Origin of the sequence: Bacillus sp. GMs2/2 (genome assembly GCF_050172095.1) — a bacterium.
In the GTDB taxonomy this organism is placed as follows: Bacteria; Bacillota; Bacilli; order Bacillales; family Bacillaceae_G; genus Bacillus_A; species Bacillus_A cereus.
The window spans coordinates 1-18,601 of the sequence record NZ_JBNLYE010000066.1 but is presented as its reverse complement, the minus strand read 5'-3'; the positions used below and the strand labels follow the sequence as shown (position 1 = coordinate 18,601).

The following is an 18,601-nucleotide window of genomic DNA, read 5'->3' as shown; positions in this document are numbered from 1 at the left end:
GGCCATCTATAATACACGTGTTTAGAAAATTTACTGCTTCTAAATATGACCCTCAAATTCAAGAATATGATCAAAAATTTCAAAGTAGTATACCAATCCCAATTAAGTATTTTTCAGTCAAAAAAATTGATGCATGTATAGTAGCGCTAGAAAGCGGAGCAGCAGATGATTTAAAAGAAGCTTTAGCAATCTGGCAAGTTACTGAAACAAGTACAGTGCAGCATACTTTGTTAGAAGAACAAAATACTCTTTTGAAACAGCAAATACGTACAACAAAACAGGCTGCAAATGCGGCAAGGGATGCGGCAGATGCTGTAGATCAACTCCGCCGTTAGTAATAGAAAACATAAAAAAAGATTCCTTCTGACAGTAGCACTCTACCATACTTTCTAACTCAGGACTTTTCACGTTGGTTAAAAGTCCTGAATCCGGTTATATCATTAGAAAAAAGACACAGAGATTCCTCTCCATGCCTACTAATTTCTTACCTTTTCACCGCATGTACATAATGCACCGTCTCAAAAGCTTTCAAATAATCGTTTCGTCCTTCAAAATATAATACATCAATATCCTCTGGTGATAAATGCTCATAAATGAGTAAGCCCGCCTTCTCTAACAGTGCTTCCATTTCAGCATAGGAATAACATGATTTCATCGGTTCTCCGCCTACCGCAGCCATTTTCAACTCGATTGGACAGTCCCTTTTCCGTAAACAAATTTTCATCGGGATAATCAAAAACGATAGAACTACCTGTCGGAACCATCTCGAATAAACATTCTAATAAACTAGCAAGTTCCTCTTTCGTTAAATAGTACGTAACACCTAAAAGGCTAAAGAAAGTCTTTTTATGTTCAAATCCTTCATTGCGTAACTGTTCATAGGAAAATCCTTTCGTAAAATCCATTGAAACAAAATGAAGGTTATTTGGAACTTCAAGTTCTACTTCTTTTATTCTTTCCTTCTTAAACGCCTGCGTAGAAGGATGATCCACTTCAAATATTTCTATTTTATTTTCTAATTCTCGGTGTCTAAAACTGAATGTATCTAATCCCGCACCGAGTATAACGTATTGTTTCGCTCCTAATGTAATTTCATGTAGTAATACTCTTTCACAATATGCGGCACGTGCTAAAGGTGTTGGTGATAACTGAACTTGCGTAATCCATTTTAATATTTCTTTTGGATTATCTTGAAACTGCTGTGCAATGTCTGTATTGAAGAAATGTATTCCTTGAACCATATTCGTTTCAATATTAATTCGTTCTTTTGGCGAAATGAACTCTTTAGCTACATAATCATCAAAGATTTTCGGATTATCAAATTCACTATGATATGCCCTGCTGAAAGCTGATACTAACGATGTTACACTTGCTTCACCTTGTTTCACGCACATACACTCTCCTTCATTTTCACAACAAAAATAGGGTTCCCCTGGCCAGGAGAACCCTATTATACACCTTATTTTTATATTGGTAAATTATAGCATAAATAAGTTTTTTTGTCAAATTTCCAGCCTACTAACGCTCCAACAATTTGTGTAATCTCTAGCAGGAAGATTTCGATCTACACCGAATATTCCAGTTCATAACAATACAAATGGAGGGCGTCATGAAAAGATTAGTCATCATTACAGTTGGAAAAACACACAGTGGAAAAACTACATTTGCAAAAGCTTTAGAAAAAGAGTTACCCCACTCTTTCGTTATGGATCAAGATAACCAAGCTGAATTTATTAACACGCATTATGAAAAATTACAGCCGGCTGAAGGTGCTAATACATTTAAGCACGGTCTTTCAAAATTCATTGTTGATTATGCGAAAGAACATACAAATTTACACCTTATTATTTGTAATTCCAATCGCAGTAAAAGCGGAAGATTTTATTTACTAAACGAATTATTTCCACAGAATGAATATGTACGCATATTAGTTCATTTTGACATTCCAGATGATGTACTTTACGAAAGAGTGGCTCGAAGCACGCGAAGTACCAATATTTTTAGAGGTGGATATTCTAGTTTCAAAGAAGTACTTGATCGACAACAAACTGAATCACTTCACGATGATGTGGTAGATCCTGTAGAAAACAAGGCTGATTATTTGTTTGTTATTCGCAATAATAAAGATGTAAGCTTTACTATTGAAGAAATTGTTCATCTAGCTAAAGATTTATTCCCTACCCCAAATAAGAGATTATAAAAATTACATAATCATAGATTATTATGCAAATCCTTCCTCTAAGCGCCTAACATAGTATATAATAATAAGATAATCTACTTCTATATGCTCATTTTTACACAAAACAGTTCATGCATATGAAAGAAAAGAGGTACAAAAATATGAAAACAAAACAAACAATCGCTGCGTCTACACTAGCTTTAGCAATGATTGCTGGCGCGAACCCTGCTCATGCGGAAGTAAATGATGCTACTCCTCAGCAAAGTACGGGAGATCGATTAGCTGAAATTAAGCAACATAAACAAGAGTTAGATGCGAAATTGCAGCAACACAAAGAAAACGTGGATCTAACATTGAATGAACTTAACAAGGTTAAGGAAAATGTTGATACGAAGGTGAATGAACTACATGAACGTAAACAAGTTGCTGATGAAAAAATTAACGAGATTAAACAACATAAACAAGAGTTAGATGCAAAACTTCAGCAAGACAAGCAAATCGCCGAAGATAAAATCGCTGAAATTAAAGAGCATAAAAAACAAGTAGAAGATAAAGTTGCTGAAGTAAAAGAGCATAAGCAAAATATCGATAACACAGTGAATGAGATTAAAGAACATAAACAAAATGTCGATGAAAAAGTGAATGAAATGAAGCAACATAAAGAGAACATTGATCAAAAGGTTAATGAACTTAAGGAAGTTAAAAAACAAGTAGATGAAAAATTAGCTGAGTTAAAAAAAGCGAAACAAACTGCTGAGGACAAACTCGCTGAACTAAAAGAAAACAAGCCGAATACTGGTAATACGTTAGAGGAACTTAAGAAAATTAAAGGCAATTTAGACAGTCTTTCCGCTAACTTAGAACTAGCTAAACAAGATGTAAAAAACAAACTAGCTGAATTACAAAAGGCTAGAGAAGATTTACTAAATAAAATTAACGAAATTAAACAATCGAAACAAACTGTTTCAGACGATTTAACAAAGAAAAAACAAGACTTAGATATTAAAATCAACGACTTTAAGCATACTGAGAAAAAAATTGACGACAAATTAGCTGAGTTACATACAACGAAGCAAAATGTTGATAACAAGATTAATGAAGTGTCACAGTCTAAACAAACGCAAGCAGATAATAGTACTAAAAACAATAACGCTAAAGAACTTCCTAACGCTGGTAGCGAGCAATCAAACAATATGGCTCTAGGAATGCTATCTGTATTAGGCGGGATTTTATTAATAACACGCAATAAAATTAAAACGTTATTCTCAAAATAAAGCCATTATACTTATTAAAAACAATGATACAAAGGCCAACCGCATATACGGTTGGCCTTTTTCTTTATATTAACTGTCCATCTCGAAGCGTCAATATACGATCACATACATCAAGCATTCTTTCATCATGTGTAATCATAATTGCTGCTTTTTGGCTCTCTTTCACTTCGCGTTTCATCATTTCAACAACTTCACGTGCGCGTTTTGAGTCTAAGCTTGCCGTTGGCTCATCCGCTAATATTAAATCTGGGTTGTTCATGAACGCACGAGCGATTGCTACCCTTTGTTTTTCCCCGCCAGATAGTTGATTTGGATAATGATTCTTTCTTTCTCCTAATCCAAATGCCGCTAATAAATGATCTGCACGCTTTTCGGATTCTTGTTTACTTTCTTTTTTTAGCTTTGCAATGTAAAGTAACTGTTCTTTCACATTTAAATATGGAACAAGGTTTGCAAACTGGAAAATGAAGCCGATTTTTTTCAAACGAATGTCTGTCATTTCCTTTTCTGATAACTGTGTAATATTTTGCTCACGAATGTAAATATCCCCTTTTGATGGTGATAATAATGCACCCGCGATTGATAATAACGTACTTTTCCCTGATCCAGAAGGACCGACGATTCCGATAAATTCTCCGGCTTTCACATCAAGCGATATCGGATGAAGGGCTGTTACTTCCGTATTCCCTTCTCCGTACACTTTACTTACTTTGTCTAATTTTAATAATGAAGTCATTACATCCCGCCTCCAATTGCTTCTAATGCATCAACTTTTAATACTTGGTATAACGAAATAAGTGTTCCTAAAATACTAATTACGATAAAGATTGCTGCGTATTGTTCAATCATCGGTGTTGTTAATAAGAACGGCATACCCGCTGGTAAAATTTGTTCTAACCCTTGTACAAGAACGATACTAATTACCATCGCAACGACTGATAAGAATAACGCCTGTACGACTAAGCTATTTGCTAAATACGAGTTCTTTGTACCGATTGCTTTTAATACACCTAATTGCTGTGTTTTTTGCAGTGTAATAACGTAGAAGAATACACCGATTAGTAATGCAGCGATAACAAGTAAGAACGCAATGATCATCGTTAATGTTCCTTGTTCTTCTTTAAATCCTGGAATACTTTGTAGCACTTCTTTTTTGTCAATTACGTGTGCATTTTTAATCTCTTTATCTGTGTTAAGTGCAATTGCACTATAATCTTTTTGGTTTGGTTGTGAAATAGATCCCCATACGTCTTCATTTACATAAACGACTGGTGTATGGCTAAACATTTGATCTTTCGTAAATCCAACGATTGTAAATTCTTTCTTTGAAACAGGATCGATAATTGTATCTCCAATATCAATTCCTTTTTCTGTAATTGATTCGTCAGCAACCATCTCGTTGTTTGCTGTACCTAATTTCTCACCTTTTACAATGTTCGGTTCTAAAAATGAATCTCGTTCGCTTGAGAAAATAGCGATATCAACCTTTTTCGAACTATCTTTCTTTTCATATGTTGAAACTTTCACACGAAACGGAACTGCCTCTTTGTCACCTACTTGATTTACTACGTTATCTACATCGTCTTTCTTAATTTGTGAACGAAGTAATTTATTTTCCGCATCATCTGCTAAAACGAACTTATTTGCCTCCATATTTTGAATCGATGAAGCATTATCATATGATAATCCATTTGCTAATCCTGAAATAACAAGGACTAAAAATGATAATAACACCATAATCAATCCGATTAATCCGTATCGTAATTTTGATTGTTTTAATTCACGCAGAGCTAAAAACATTTCGCTCGCTCCTTCCTCTTTCTTTCTATGCACTTATCATAAAAAAGAAATATGAACGGAATATGAACAGAAGATTACAGAGGGTAAGATTTAATTTTCAGAAAGTATTGAAAATAATTGAAATCCTTGATACAATTCAGTCAAATAATATTGACCGAGTAATTTCATTTAAGGAGTTGATCATTTTGAAGCCCGTATTAACACTAACTACTTATAGCCAACTAAAAGCATTAAGCGATCCACTACGTGCCGAAATGATGATACGTCTATGCGAACGTCCTTATACTGGACAATTACTATCTGAGAAATTCGGCATTTCAAGGGCGAAAATTCATTATCATTTAAAAGAATTAGAAAAGAATGGTCTTATAGAGATCGTTTATACAGAGGAAAAGAATGGGATTATTCAAAAGTTTTATCAATCTGTCGCGAAAGGCTTCACCCCTGCTACAGATCTATTACCTCATTTAGAGATAGTAAGCGAATCAGGTCGCCAAATCTTTTTACAAATGATAGAAAGAACGAAAAGCCAAATTCTCGCTGCACCAGAAGAAGCTTTTACATTACAAAATGCAAGTGAAGATCCAGCTAAGTGGAATTACGTTTCATCCTGCTGGGAATTTGATGCTACGCCAGAACAATTTCAAGTGTGGGTGAAAAAGTTTTATGAATTAATGGCTGAATTAAACGAAATCACAAAAGGTGCAGATAAAGATCCGAATAGCAAACCTTATTATATTTCTACTACTGCACTTCAAATCGCTGAGAGAACAATGCAGCAATTTATTAAAAAAGAAGAAAAATCGTAATACGATTTTTTTTACCGAGACGGTCAATTTTATTTTACCGAATAAAATTATTATAAAGGAGTAGATAAAGTGGACATATTAAAAAACCGGAATTTCCTCTTATTATTTTTAGGGAGAATTTTTACAAACATAGGAGATAGCTTGTATTATGTAGCAGCAATGTGGCTCGTATACAAATTAAGTGGTAATCCTTTTTATTCTGGATTGGCTGGTTTCCTTACGTTATTACCTTCTGCATTACAATTTCTTACTGGTCCATTCGTCGATAGATGGTCAATAAAAAACACCCTCGTCATCACACAAGTTTTGCAATGCATTCTTATTTTAATCATTCCAATTACACACTACTTCGACCTACTAACAGTCCACCTACTACTCATCATCATGCCCATCGTAGCTTTTATCGAACAATTCGCCTATCCCGCACAATCGAAAGCTTTACCACTTCTACTGCATAAAACACAATTATTAAAAGGAAACTCACTCTTTTCATTTGCATATCAAGGCATTGATTTAATTTGTACGACTCTTTCTGGAATATTAGTAGCACTATTTGGCGCAATTACTTTATATGTGATCGACTCCTTTACATTCGCGATTACTGCCCTTTTGTTCTTTTCATTAAAAATGCCAAAACAAACTGAAGCAGACACAACACTTTCAACAAAGCAATATTTCTCTGATTTAAAAGAAGGCTTTTCAATCGTCTTTCGTTCATTGATGGGTGTCTTCTTAATCGGTTCCGTTGTCGCTAATTTTTCAATCGGTATGACGATGGCAATACTCCCTTCTTTCGCTGATTCTTTAGGCGGTGTGAAATTATATGGTTTCTTTTTAGCCGCTATATCCGCTGGTTGTTTAATTGGAGCACTATTCAGTTCATGGGTTGGTAAATATAATGTTGGCCGTGTCTCCATTATTAGCTTTGCAACTGGCGCTTTCTTTTGGTTTCTCTCTACGGTTGTACCGTTTCAATGGTTATCCATTTTTTTATTCGGCTTAGCTTGGATACCAATTGGTGCGACCAACATATTATTTGCAACTATTGGTCAAATTGTAATTCCAAACCAATATCTTGGACGCATCAATTCAGTCACACGGAGTATGGGCACAATTGCTATGCCGCTTGGCTCTTTAATTGGCGGATACACTGCGAATGTATATAGTAGCCAACTCATTTTCGCGCTTGCTAGTATTGGGATTTTATTCATTTCCCTCGTATGGCTACTTCATCCGAAATTACGGGCTTTGCCGAAAGCAGATGAAATTACAGCGGATACTTTTGAGCTTCAGTTTAAGGAAGAACGGGTGAAAGATACTGCTTTGTAACAGAAATACAGTACGTGAAATTTATATCAGCGATTTTTCAAATATATCAGCGCAAATAGAATTATATCGGCGCAACTCAAATTATATCAGCGATTTTCCGATTATATCGACTTACCGACATAAAACGACAAAAAAAGAGGCCGTTCCGAAACAGCCTCTTTCTTTCCATCTATTTCGGAAGCTCCACCCGAACGGTTGTTCCTTCCCCCTTCGTACTATACACCGAAACGTTTCCATGATGCAGTTCAACAATCTTCTGCACAATCGACAACCCTAAACCGCTACCTTCTACGTTTCTCGTCCTTGCTGTATCTACTTTGTAAAAACGGTCAAAAATACGATCCATTTCTTCTTTTTCCATACCGATTCCGTTGTCTGATATAGAAATAATGACACTAGACTCTAACTCTTCGACGAAAAACTCAATCGTTCCACCATCGTTTGAAAACTTAATGCTATTCGTAAAAATGTTACTCCATACTTGATGAAGTAAGTTTTCATCACCTTTTATAGTGATATCTGGCACATCAAATTCAACGGCGATATCTTTTTCCCGCCATTTCCACTCAAGCATAAAAATGACGTCTTTAATTTGCTTATGCAGATTGAATTCTCTTATTTGTAGAACCTTCTCTTCTTTATCTAATGACGCAAGGGTAAGTAACTGTTTACATAAACTAGACATTCGCTTACTTTCGCCCTCAATAATTTGTAAATAATGATTTCTTTCTTCCTCACTCATCTTTTCTGTTTGCAACGTTTTTGAAAAACCTTGTATGGAAGAAAGTGGCGACTGAAATTCATGTGAAACGTTCGAAACGAATTCTTGTCTCATTTCATCTAGTTCTTTAATACTCTTCGTCATCTTTTGGAAGCTTGTAGATAACGTTCCTATTTCATCTTTTCGTTTTACATCTAATTCAATTTCATATTCCCCACTCGCAATTTTTTGCGTAGCCTTCGTAAATTTACGGATTGGGCGAACGATATAACCTGCTGCAATCGCTATAAAAATAATACTTAATAGTACGATAAACCCTAGTAATACCGCTAGAAAAATTCTCATCTCGCCGAATTGTTGTTGAACGTCAGGGCGAATGAATAAAGCGTACTGTTTATCACCGTGTTGTACTGGGACACCGACGCTATTAATTAATTCATTATCGAAAAACCCTGTAATAAAGAGACGCGTTGGATATGTAGAAACACCATTAAACGTTTCTCCTTGCAATACTTTATGAACAGTAGCATCGCTAATAGACGTCTTACGAAACGCATTACCGATACGCTTTCCATTCTTTTGATCATCGACAATATAAATTTCATACCCTAACTTTGCAATAGAATGTAAGTACGCCTCTTGATTTTCTTCACTTTGCTTTTCATATAACGATTTAACTTCTTCAGCATACTTTAAAATCTTTTCACTGTTATACGGTTTTAACTTCACTTGATAATATACGTTCGTTAATAAAAAGCCGATAATACTACTAAGTAGCATAATGCCGACTGTCATAAATACAAATCTAGAATATAGTGATTTCATCTTATTTCAACTCCAACTTATACCCGAGGCCGCGCACTGTCGTAATTTGAAAATCATCCGTTCGTTTTGAGAAACGATCTCGCAGCCTTTTCACATGAACATCAACTGTTCGTTCATCTCCTTCAAAATCCATTCCCCATACTAATTCAATTAGCTCTTCTCTTGAAAATGTTCTTCCAGGATAACTAGCAAGTTGTGATAATAACTCAAATTCCTTTAAAGGAAGCAAAATTGTTTGACCGTTACACTTTACTTCTACACCTTTTCGATCAATTGTCGTTCCGTGCAACGTAATAATATCTGCACTCAGCATTTGATAACGTCGTAATAAAGCTTTCATACGGAAAATCACTTCAGCTGGTTCAAATGGTTTTACGATATAATCGTCCGTACCAGAAATGAATCCTTTTTCTTTATCAACTAACTGATCTTTCGCCGTTAATAAAATAACCGGTATATCATGATACTTCCGGATTTCTTCACATAACGTATAGCCATCAACGAACGGCATCATAATGTCTACGATCGCAAGATGAATATTTTCCTTCTCTAAAACGTCTTGCGCTACCTTTCCATCTTCTGCTTCAAAAACTTTAAACCCCTCTTTTTGTAAATGGTAATGCAACAACTCTCTAATATGCTTATCATCATCAGCTAATAAAATATGTATCATCTTCATTAAACCCTCTCTTGTTCATCCTTCTACATCCTTACCTTAAGAAACAATTGAATTTTTTGCAAGAAAAAGAATCTATTTTGAAAAAAGACTATTCAAAATAGATTCTCACGTTTTAGTATTAAGTTTATTTTAATCAAAAACAATTTCTAAGCCTTCGAAATATCAACAAATCCTTCTCCGAACACATCACGAACATCGTGTATAGCGATGAAAGCCGCCGGATCCGTAGTTTGAACAATCCGTTTTAGCTTCACTACTTCTTGCTTATTAATAACAACATAAAGAATTTCCTTCGGCGTTTTCGTGTAATAGCCATGACCTGAATACACGGTAACCCCTCTGCCCATTAAAGTCGTCACCTTCCCGGCAATTTCATCTGGATTATCAGAAATAATCGTAATAGCCTTCTTCGGATTTAACCCTTCAATTACAAATTCCATCACTTTCGTTGCTACATATAGCATAATAATTGTTATCATCAGTTTTTCTGCACCAATGATGAAATAAGATGAAAACGCAACGATTAAATCGAAGAACAGTAGACCGTAGCTAATACTCCAGCCTAAATACTTATGCGTCATTCTTGCTAAAATCGTAGTACCTGCTGTCGTTCCACCAACGCGAATGATAAGACCAATACCACACCCGATAAATATTCCTCCGAAAATGGCATTTACGAGCATTTCATCAGAAGCAATCGTCCATCCTTCTGTTAAATGAAGAAATAGCGAGTTAGTCACTACAGCGATAATCGTATAAATTGTTGTGATTTTATTTAAAAATTTATAACCGACTATTAACAAAATCGCATTTAAAATTAAGTTAACTAAACCTGGTGACCATTCAAATAAATAGTACGTAATAATCGTGATACCTGTTACCCCACCCTCACCAAACTCGTTCGGGATAACAAATAAATTGACACCTAACGCAAAAAGAAATGCACCAATAATAATAAAAATAATGTCTGTCGTTCTTTTTTTCATACAGTACCTCACTTCTTATGTAAATATTTATTCTGTCATAAACTCTCACCATTATATCGTGGAATATTCAAATCGAACAGTGGTTTGTTTTTATTTTAATATAAGATAAAAAATCAACATTATTTATTATGTACTGCAAATAAAGTTTTGATTTCAACCGTAATTTACTCTTAAAAAGAAATGCTGAACATTGGCTTGCGCAAATTTCAAATAAAAAAGTACCCATCTAATTGTCATACGCAATGAGATGGGTACTGCCTGATACATTTAGTTTTTACATGTATTGTTTGGAGAAAATTGCAAATAACGACCTATACTCGCCTTATTAAGACCAAATCCATACATCATCATTATTTTCAGCGTTCGTCTTTGCTTCATGAACTTTTTCAATATGATCAACTGTGTTCCAGTTAATAGAAATACCACCCCAGCCTACATACTTCATATCAATTTTCACTTTCTCACCCACATTAAATACTTGTCCCTTTGTTAAGAAAACATCAATAATAGCTTTCTTCCCATTTAGCGATGGATACTCAACTACAACATATTTAGTAGCACCGTCTCCCTCATCTTCCATCGTTCTTGCTTTTGATACTTCTCCAATTACATAATTAGGTGAGCCATCTTCTTTCATGTGCATACCTAACTTGTTTGTTGTATTTTCAACTGCAGTTGCAACCATATATTCTGTAAAATTACGCATCATAGATCCAGTAGCTTTTACTTCATCTCCTACTTTCACATTTGAAAGTGAATCAATATACACACTAACCGGTTCCTCATATTGCTTAGATTTTACAACAATTACACCGTTATCTACTTCTACTACTCGTCCTTCTAACGTCGAGAAATTCGATTCAATAGAAGCTGCACTCGCTTTTGTTACTTCTAGTCCTGGTAAATTTGTTCCTGATAATGCTGCGATCCCTAAAGCGCCTGCTAAAATTAATTTTTTCATACCCATTATGAAACATCTCCATTCATGATGATTTTATTTTTTTGATTGGTATCGACCAACCTGTAATCATTATAGTTACAGGTAGTGAAAATAACAACCGTTTTCCTCATGCAATGTTGCATACTGTAATTTTCAAATATAAATCGGTTATTCCTATATTCAACACTAAGACTGAATTCTTGAATCCCAGCAGGTAAACGGATTGATGATGAAGAAACTAATGTCATACATCATGTTTTTCAATGATACAGTTTGTATAATCGTAGTCCATTACATTATGTAGGAGCGGAGTTAACATGTTAAAAAAACCAAAGAGATTACAGCCAGGAGATACCATGGCGACAGTAAGTCCTTCGTGGGGAGGAGCAGATAACGATATGACAGGACTCAAATAAATAAAAAACACTCCTATAAGATATGACTGTGAATTGGTACTTTTCAAATGATATGAAGATTACTTATCTAATGATAAAGGGGGATTTACGTGTATGGAAGTAACATTTACAGTAAGTAAATGGGATGAAAAACTAATTGATGATACTAGAAAAGATTTCCCTATTAATATTGCCCATGTTGAATATGATATTGATGGAGAATTAAAAGGAAAAGCTTTTGTTGAATACTTATTATATTATGTAGACTCAAATATAAATGATGGTCACTTGGCTACGGCTAAAATTTCTGGATTTTTACACTTTGAAGGAATTTATAAGGGGCAACAAGGGACATTCACAGCTATAGAGCAAGGAATATTTGATAAAGGAAATTTAGATTCCCCAGGAACAATTATTAAGGCTACCGGTAACTTAGAAAATCTGAGAGGGTCCTATAATTATCAGTTTACAGGTCAAACTAGTAAACTAATTTTAGAATTTGAACGTTAGCAAAATACCTTATAATTTAGTGGAAAGGACATTTCTTGTAATACTAGGAATGTCCTTTTTGTTGACGAGCTTATTCAACTATTTTCTAATAGTTAAGAAAAGAACAGAATATACGTTATGGGGGAATTAAAACGCTAAGCCTGAGAGGCATGGAGAACCCACTTATTCATTACTTCTCCTATTAAAGAATAATCCCCGAAAAACTTCCCTTCATAACTTCTTTTCCAACTTGATTCACACATGTAAACATCGCAATTATCTTTGTACGATTTTTTTCATCAGTTTCAAATTGTTCAATTGTTACGTCACAACGAATCGTTACTATTAATTGGTGACTTTCGATCAAATGAAAATCGCCTCTTATAGAGAGCAGTTTTACTTATATTTATTCTTATGCAAATTCTGAAGCATATTCTTCGTATGTCTTTAATGTATTAAGCAATCGAGCTGATTCAATCATGATTTCGTTCGAAGAATCAGTTACACAAATGACAATAAATCGATTATCATCTCTATCTCCAAACAATCCTTCTGATTCAAGTTCCATTAACACATTTAACGTTTCTTTCAACAGTGTATTTACTCGTATATTAAAGTCATCTTCGACAATATTATGATATTTCTTAATAATTTTTTTCACTTCATCAAACATTCCAAAATCGTCCCATTCGCTCCACTCAACAGCTCCGTATCTATAATAATTGTATAAAGGGTCCGATTTATTAACTTTGATTAGTCTTTCTTCATTAGCCACTGGTCCAATGCTATTGACACAATCGTCTGTTAATATGGAGTACCCATATATTGTGTCAACACCGCACCTAGTTAAAAGTTCGTTATAATGACAACGAATTGCATTTTTCAATTCAACATAAAAACTTTTTTGAAGATGCATTTTCATCGTATTTCCTCCATTTTTTTGTAGCGACCTGCTGTTACATATTTCAATCTTAACATGAAAATCAACATTAAACGTTAACTGAGCCAAAATAAGAAAAACCGAAACTCAAATCATTTCGGTTTTTCAAAACTATAGAAGTCAATATTTACTTTAAAGAATGAACAAACAACCCACTACGCAGTTTCGGTTCAAACCACGTTGATTTCGGTGCCATGACTTCTCCGGCATCTGCGATTGCTAATAAATCTTCCATAGATGTCGGATATAATGCGAATGCTGCTTTGTATTCGCCGCTGTTCACAAGGCGTTCTAGTTCTTCTAATCCGCGGATTCCTCCGACAAACTCGATACGTGAATCAGAACGCGGATCATGTATTTCAAGTACTTGGCTTAATAAATGATCTTGCAGGATAGATACATCTAAACCTCTAACAAGATCATTCGCATCAAATGTTTCTTCTTTCACAGTAAGCTTATACCACTTCTCATTTACATACATACCAAATGTTTTTGGCTCATTTGGTTTATACGGAGAAACAGGTGCTCCTTCTACATAAAAGTACTGCGTAATTTGATTTAAAAACTGTTCCTCTGATAAGCCATTTAAATCTTTCACAACTCGGTTATAGTCCCAAATAGATAACTCATCATGAGGGAATAAAACAGATAGGAAGAAATTAAACTCTTCTTCTCCTGTGTAATTTGGATATTGTTCTCTTCGCATAAGTCCTACTTTTGCAGCTGATGCAGAACGGTGATGCCCATCTGCAATATAAAGATTAGGAATATCTTCAAATGCGTTTACTAAAGTCGTAATTACATCTTCATCTGCAATCTTCCACGCAACATGCTTAACACCGTCTTCTGCTGTAAATATATAAATTGGCGCATGCTCTTCTTTCCAGCTTCTAATTAAATGCTTTACTTCATCTTTTGTACGGTAAGTTAAAAATATCGGACCTGTATTTGCGTCACACACATCTACGTGGCGAATACGATCTAGTTCTTTTTCATGACGTGTTCTTTCATGTTTTTTAATTGTATCATCTTCATACTCATCAATAGATGTACAAACGACAAGGCCTGACTGCGTTCTTCCTTGCATCGTCAGTTCATAAATATATAGCGCTGGCTCTTCATCTTGTATGAACACTTCTTCTTGTATAAATTGCTTTAAATTGTCGCCCGCTTTTTCATACACGCGATCATCATACGGTGACAATTCAGGATCTAAATCAATTTCTGCTTTATCAACATGCAAGAAAGAATATGGATTCCCTTTTACAACTTCCCTTGCCTCTTCACTATTTAATACGTCATACGGTAAAGCTGCCACTTGTGCCGCTTTTTCCTCTACTGGACGAATGGCCCGAAACGGTCGTATTTTTGCCACATTCCTCTCTCCTTTACACAATCATTCGAACGGCTACAACACCTGTAATTTTGCTTATATTTTCTACAATATTCTCTTTTATTATATCATCAATTCCGTTATCGATATCAATCATTGTGTATGCCCAAGAATGTTTACTACGATTAATCATATCGGCAATATTAATATGATGTTCCGCTAAGCATCCTGTAATTTGCCCTACCATATTCGGGACGTTTTGATGCATAATTGTAATTCGTTTCTTTCCGATATACGGCAATTCTACGTTTGGATAATTTACTGAGTTACGAATATTTCCTGTCTCTAAATATTCACGTAATTGACGCGCCGCCATTACTGCACAATTTTCTTCCGATTCAGACGTTGATGCGCCAAGGTGAGGCGTCGCTGTTACATTTTTCATCTTTATTACATTTTCATTCGGGAAATCCGTTACGTAATGTGTAATAATATCTTCTTCTAATGCTGTTTGAAGAACCTTTTCATCTACAAGTTCTCCTCTAGAGAAATTAAATAGACGCATCCCTCTTTTCATCTTCTCTACAGCGTGTTCCCCAATGATCCCCTTCGTTTGATTCGTAAGAGGAATATGCAGTGTAATATAATCACACGTTGCAAAAATTTCATCAAGGCTAAATGCTCTTTGCACATGTGTAGAAAGACGCCAAGCTGTTTCAACTGAAATATAAGGATCATATCCGATAACATCCATGCCTAACGCTAACGCATCGTTCGCAACTAAAGCACCGATTGCGCCAAGTCCGATAACACCTAGACGTTTCCCTGCAATTTCTGATCCAACAAATTGTTTTTTTCCTGATTCAACAAGCTGTGGTACTTCTTCACCCTCTAAGTTTTTCGTCCAACTTACACCATTAATAATGTTGCGTGAAGACATAATAAGACTGGCAATAATGAGTTCCTTTACTGCATTAGCATTTGCCCCCGGCGTGTTAAATACTGCAATTCCTTTTTCTGTACATCGCTCGACAGGAATATTATTTACACCAGCGCCAGCTCTTGCAATCGCCTTTAAGTCTTTTGAAAACTCTTCTTGATGTAAAGAGTAGCTACGAAGCAAAATTCCATCTGGATGATTGATTCTATCTCCTACTTCATAACGTTCTTCAGTAAAAACTTGCAAGCCTTTTTCTGCAATTTGATTTAACGTTTGAACACGAAACATATCCCCATCTCCCTATCTATTCTCAAGCTCAAATTCCTTCATATAATCTACTAATCGTTTTAAGCCGTGTGCTGGCATCGCATTGTAAATACTGGCACGCATACCGCCAACTGAGCGATGTCCTTTTAACGTAACAAGGCCGCGTTCCTTCGCTTTTTGTAAAAACTCATTGTTAAGTTCTTCTGACGGTGTTGTAAATGGAATGTTCATAAGTGATCGATACGCAGGATCAACTGGTGAAGTAAACAATTTAGATTCATCTAAAAAATGATAAATAAGTGAAGATTTCATTCTATTTTGTTCTTCAATCGCAGATACTCCGCCTTGCTCTTTCAACCACTCTAGTACAAGTTTTGTTACGTAAATACTAAAGGATGGCGGTGTATTATATAAGGAGTTATTTTTACTGTAAGTTTCATAATTTAACATTGTCGGACAAGAGCGATCTGCTCCCCCAATTAAATCTCTTTTTATAATAGCAATCGTTAAGCCCGCAGGTCCTAAATTTTTTTGTGCTCCCGCGTATATAAGACCAAACTTCGAAACATCATATTGTTCTGACAAAATATTTGAAGACATATCCGCAACGAGCGGCACTCTTTCTATATGTGGAATATCCACATATTTTGTCCCCTCAATTGTATTATTCGTTGTAATATGTACATAATCTAGTTTTTCATCGCTTAGTAAACCGTCCAGTTTAGGAATCGTAGTAAACTTCTCTTGCTCGGAAGAAGCAATCACTTGTACTTCCCCAACTTTTTCGGCTTCTTGCAGTGCCTTTTTAGACCATGAGCCAGTTAGTACGTATCCAGCTTTTTTATACGTATTCATTAAGTTCAGTGGTATCATAGAAAATTGTAATGACGCACCGCCTTGTAAAAATAAAACATCATACTCATCAGGGATGCTCATTAATTCACGAAGTAAGTTACTCGCTTCCTCCATAATACTTTGAAAATAAGAAGATCGATGACTCATTTCCATAATAGACATGCCTGTCCCGTTATAATTTACAAGCTCCTTTTGCACTTTCTCTAAAACTGGCAAAGGGAGTATTGATGGTCCTGCTGAAAAATTATAGACTCTCTCCATTACCCTCATAACCTCCCTATTTCTCATTTTTATTAATTTTTAAACTTTCTGAATTATAACCCAAAATATAATACGTGGTCAATTTGTTTTCTATTATTACGGCGCAAGACGCAATGGAATCGCTTGCATGTGCAAACTATTTTTATAAACATACAAAAAAGTGTTAAGTACATAATCGTACTTAACACTCTAGTAATAAAGTATAATTGCTAATTGTCCGTGAAGAACCGATCAAAAATTTGATAAATAGCAGAAAGACCAATGAGCCAATAAATAGTGTCCACAAGCGCCGGCATAGAACCAAACCATTTCTCAACTACATTGTAATCTAACGCTACAAACAACCAATTCAAACCGCCGAGAATCACCAAAATTACTGTAAGGTAAGACAAAAATTTCATTATGATTGCCCCCTAGGTGATAAGATGGTGAAAGGCCTTTCACTAGAAATATATGTAGTAAACTTCAAAACTTACCTATTTTATAAAAATTATTTTCGGTACCAGCCGTTAATAACTGCCTCTGCTTCTTTACTATGTATTTGATACGGATGTGTACTATCATTAGAGCCAATAAACCAAATTGAAAAACCTTTAAAATATGGTTTCGGTTCTAATACATCGCGGTAAGCACGCCATCCATTTAATTGTACATCTTTCGAAAACACATTTGAAACATCTGGATTCCATGGATTTTGTAATCCAAGTTCACGTGCTGGAACGTTAAATCCACCGAAGTAAACTGGCTTTCCTGTTGCATTATGTAATTGTTCCAATTGCTGAACAACATTTTGCCCACGATTATATACTGTTGTCGCAAATAAACTTTGCTTTACTTCTTCATATGTTGGATTTCTTTTTCCTGAAACTTCAAACCAACTGTCTATGCTAACAATATCCACCTTTTTTAAATACGGGCGATTGATTTTCTCTTTAAACTTCTCTTCATAAGAAGAGTCCCAGCTTGCTGTTAACCACCAGTTCATTTGATACAAAATATTTCCTTTATACTGATTACGAACAAAATCAATTGTATCGCTCCAGTATCCTTCTGCATACTCCATATTCACGAAATTAGAAGCAATCTTTAGTCCATACACATTGTATTTACTTGTAATGGAATTAAAAATATCTTGCAGAATAACCGTCTTCCAATTCCAGAAGAAATCATTAATGTTACTTGGGTTCCATTCTGTCTCTCCAACATTCCCCTGCTGAATATATGGGAACGGTTCCACTATAACTTGAATATTACGCTTTAATAATTCTTGAATTAAAATAATAGCTTGTTGCTTTTGCGCTTGATTAATTACCATGTTAGTAGAAGTCACATTTGGGATATCTACTTGAATCGGTACATTTACTGTATTTAAATTTAAGCGCTCCACATCCGCTAATACTTTCGCTACATTTCCAACTTCCCATACTGTTACGTTTCCTGATTTGATTTTTCCAGATTGAACAGTATTTACATCTGCCTGTACATTTCCTTGAAAACAAAAAGAAAACAACATAATAAACACTCCTAAAAAACTTATTAAACTCTTATTTTTCTTCACAACTTTCCCCCTATAATTTTT

The 18,601-nt window shown here is 35.1% G+C and carries 18 protein-coding genes and 2 pseudogenes; 6 read left to right on the top strand and 14 right to left on the bottom strand.

Annotated features, from left to right (window positions below; all coding sequences use genetic code 11):
• Positions 1–335: pseudogene (locus ACQGS6_RS11535) on the top strand (hypothetical protein); the annotation flags it as partial.
• A gap of 149 nt (positions 336–484) precedes the next feature.
• On the opposite strand, the pseudogene ACQGS6_RS11530 reads toward ACQGS6_RS11535, so the two are convergent.
• A pseudogene (locus ACQGS6_RS11530) lies at positions 485–1,394 on the bottom strand (class I SAM-dependent methyltransferase).
• Between the two features lie 215 nt (positions 1,395–1,609).
• On the opposite strand from ACQGS6_RS11530, the gene ACQGS6_RS11525 reads away from it, so the two are divergent.
• Positions 1,610–2,200, top strand: coding sequence for an AAA family ATPase (locus tag ACQGS6_RS11525; RefSeq protein ID WP_074625231.1), 591 nt, complete (start codon positions 1,610–1,612; stop codon positions 2,198–2,200).
• A 140-nt stretch (positions 2,201–2,340) separates the two neighbouring features.
• Positions 2,341–3,453 (top strand): LPXTG cell wall anchor domain-containing protein, encoded by a 1,113-nt coding sequence (locus ACQGS6_RS11520; RefSeq protein ID WP_426965155.1) that lies wholly within the window; start codon positions 2,341–2,343, stop codon positions 3,451–3,453.
• A 64-nt stretch (positions 3,454–3,517) separates the two neighbouring features.
• Here the strand turns inward: ACQGS6_RS11520 and ACQGS6_RS11515 are convergent, their stop codons facing one another.
• Complete coding sequence (locus tag ACQGS6_RS11515) at positions 3,518–4,189, bottom strand: ABC transporter ATP-binding protein (RefSeq protein ID WP_000202597.1); 672 nt, start codon at positions 4,187–4,189, stop codon at positions 3,518–3,520.
• Positions 4,189–5,253 (bottom strand): ABC transporter permease, encoded by a 1,065-nt coding sequence (locus ACQGS6_RS11510; RefSeq protein ID WP_426965153.1) that lies wholly within the window; start codon positions 5,251–5,253, stop codon positions 4,189–4,191. The genes ACQGS6_RS11515 and ACQGS6_RS11510 overlap by 1 nt, the downstream gene beginning before the upstream one ends.
• 185 nt (positions 5,254–5,438) lie before the next feature.
• Here ACQGS6_RS11510 and ACQGS6_RS11505 point away from each other — a divergent pair, with 185 nt between their 5' ends.
• The gene (locus ACQGS6_RS11505; RefSeq protein ID WP_000805789.1) at positions 5,439–6,062 is read left to right on the top strand and encodes an ArsR/SmtB family transcription factor; all 624 of its coding nucleotides are present in this window, start codon (positions 5,439–5,441) and stop codon (positions 6,060–6,062) included.
• A 69-nt stretch (positions 6,063–6,131) separates the two neighbouring features.
• Complete coding sequence (locus ACQGS6_RS11500; protein WP_000353361.1) at positions 6,132–7,391, top strand: MFS transporter; 1,260 nt, start codon at positions 6,132–6,134, stop codon at positions 7,389–7,391.
• 169 nt (positions 7,392–7,560) lie between these two features.
• On the opposite strand, the gene ACQGS6_RS11495 is transcribed toward ACQGS6_RS11500, so the two are convergent.
• The 4 genes from ACQGS6_RS11495 to ACQGS6_RS11480 all read right to left on the bottom strand — a co-directional run bounded on the left by ACQGS6_RS11495 (position 7,561) and on the right by ACQGS6_RS11480 (position 11,569).
• The gene (locus ACQGS6_RS11495; RefSeq protein WP_074625233.1) at positions 7,561–8,937 is read right to left on the bottom strand and encodes a sensor histidine kinase; all 1,377 of its coding nucleotides are present in this window, start codon (positions 8,935–8,937) and stop codon (positions 7,561–7,563) included.
• Between the two features lies 1 nt (position 8,938).
• A complete protein-coding gene (locus ACQGS6_RS11490) occupies positions 8,939–9,616 on the bottom strand; it encodes a response regulator transcription factor (protein WP_000781961.1) in 678 nt (225 codons plus the stop codon).
• A 146-nt stretch (positions 9,617–9,762) separates the two neighbouring features.
• The gene (locus ACQGS6_RS11485) at positions 9,763–10,602 is read right to left on the bottom strand and encodes a YitT family protein (RefSeq protein ID WP_000747492.1); all 840 of its coding nucleotides are present in this window, start codon (positions 10,600–10,602) and stop codon (positions 9,763–9,765) included.
• A gap of 325 nt (positions 10,603–10,927) precedes the next feature.
• On the bottom strand, positions 10,928–11,569 hold the full coding sequence (locus ACQGS6_RS11480) for a F0F1 ATP synthase subunit alpha (RefSeq protein ID WP_000525522.1): 642 nt from the start codon (positions 11,567–11,569) through the stop codon (positions 10,928–10,930).
• 482 nt (positions 11,570–12,051) lie between these two features.
• Between ACQGS6_RS11480 and ACQGS6_RS11475 the strand changes: the two genes are divergently transcribed.
• Positions 12,052–12,447 carry a DUF3224 domain-containing protein gene (locus ACQGS6_RS11475; protein ID WP_153600127.1) on the top strand — a complete coding sequence of 132 codons (396 nt, stop codon included), beginning with the start codon at positions 12,052–12,054 and terminating at the stop codon, positions 12,445–12,447.
• A gap of 181 nt (positions 12,448–12,628) precedes the next feature.
• Here the strand turns inward: ACQGS6_RS11475 and ACQGS6_RS11470 are convergent, their stop codons facing one another.
• The 7 genes from ACQGS6_RS11470 to ACQGS6_RS11440 all read right to left on the bottom strand — a co-directional run bounded on the left by ACQGS6_RS11470 (position 12,629) and on the right by ACQGS6_RS11440 (position 18,580).
• Positions 12,629–12,793, bottom strand: a complete 165-nt coding sequence (locus ACQGS6_RS11470) for a hypothetical protein (RefSeq protein WP_000572953.1) — start codon at positions 12,791–12,793, stop codon at positions 12,629–12,631.
• Between the two features lie 45 nt (positions 12,794–12,838).
• Positions 12,839–13,348, bottom strand: a complete 510-nt coding sequence (locus ACQGS6_RS11465) for a DUF4303 domain-containing protein (RefSeq protein ID WP_000781769.1) — start codon at positions 13,346–13,348, stop codon at positions 12,839–12,841.
• Between the two features lie 145 nt (positions 13,349–13,493).
• Entirely contained in the window at positions 13,494–14,741 is a 1,248-nt protein-coding gene (locus ACQGS6_RS11460; RefSeq protein WP_326318582.1) for a DUF1015 family protein, read from the bottom strand.
• A gap of 13 nt (positions 14,742–14,754) precedes the next feature.
• Positions 14,755–15,927: a 3-phosphoglycerate dehydrogenase family protein gene (locus ACQGS6_RS11455; protein ID WP_326318583.1), complete on the bottom strand. Its 1,173-nt coding sequence runs from the start codon at positions 15,925–15,927 to the stop codon at positions 14,755–14,757.
• Between the two features lie 12 nt (positions 15,928–15,939).
• On the bottom strand, positions 15,940–17,022 hold the full coding sequence (gene serC / locus ACQGS6_RS11450) for a 3-phosphoserine/phosphohydroxythreonine transaminase (protein WP_426965149.1): 1,083 nt from the start codon (positions 17,020–17,022) through the stop codon (positions 15,940–15,942).
• 209 nt (positions 17,023–17,231) lie between these two features.
• Positions 17,232–17,423: a DUF378 domain-containing protein gene (locus ACQGS6_RS11445; protein ID WP_000670803.1), complete on the bottom strand. Its 192-nt coding sequence runs from the start codon at positions 17,421–17,423 to the stop codon at positions 17,232–17,234.
• An 89-nt stretch (positions 17,424–17,512) separates the two neighbouring features.
• Complete coding sequence (locus ACQGS6_RS11440) at positions 17,513–18,580, bottom strand: glycoside hydrolase family 113 (RefSeq protein ID WP_242784922.1); 1,068 nt, start codon at positions 18,578–18,580, stop codon at positions 17,513–17,515.
• Positions 18,581–18,601 lie beyond the last annotated feature (21 nt).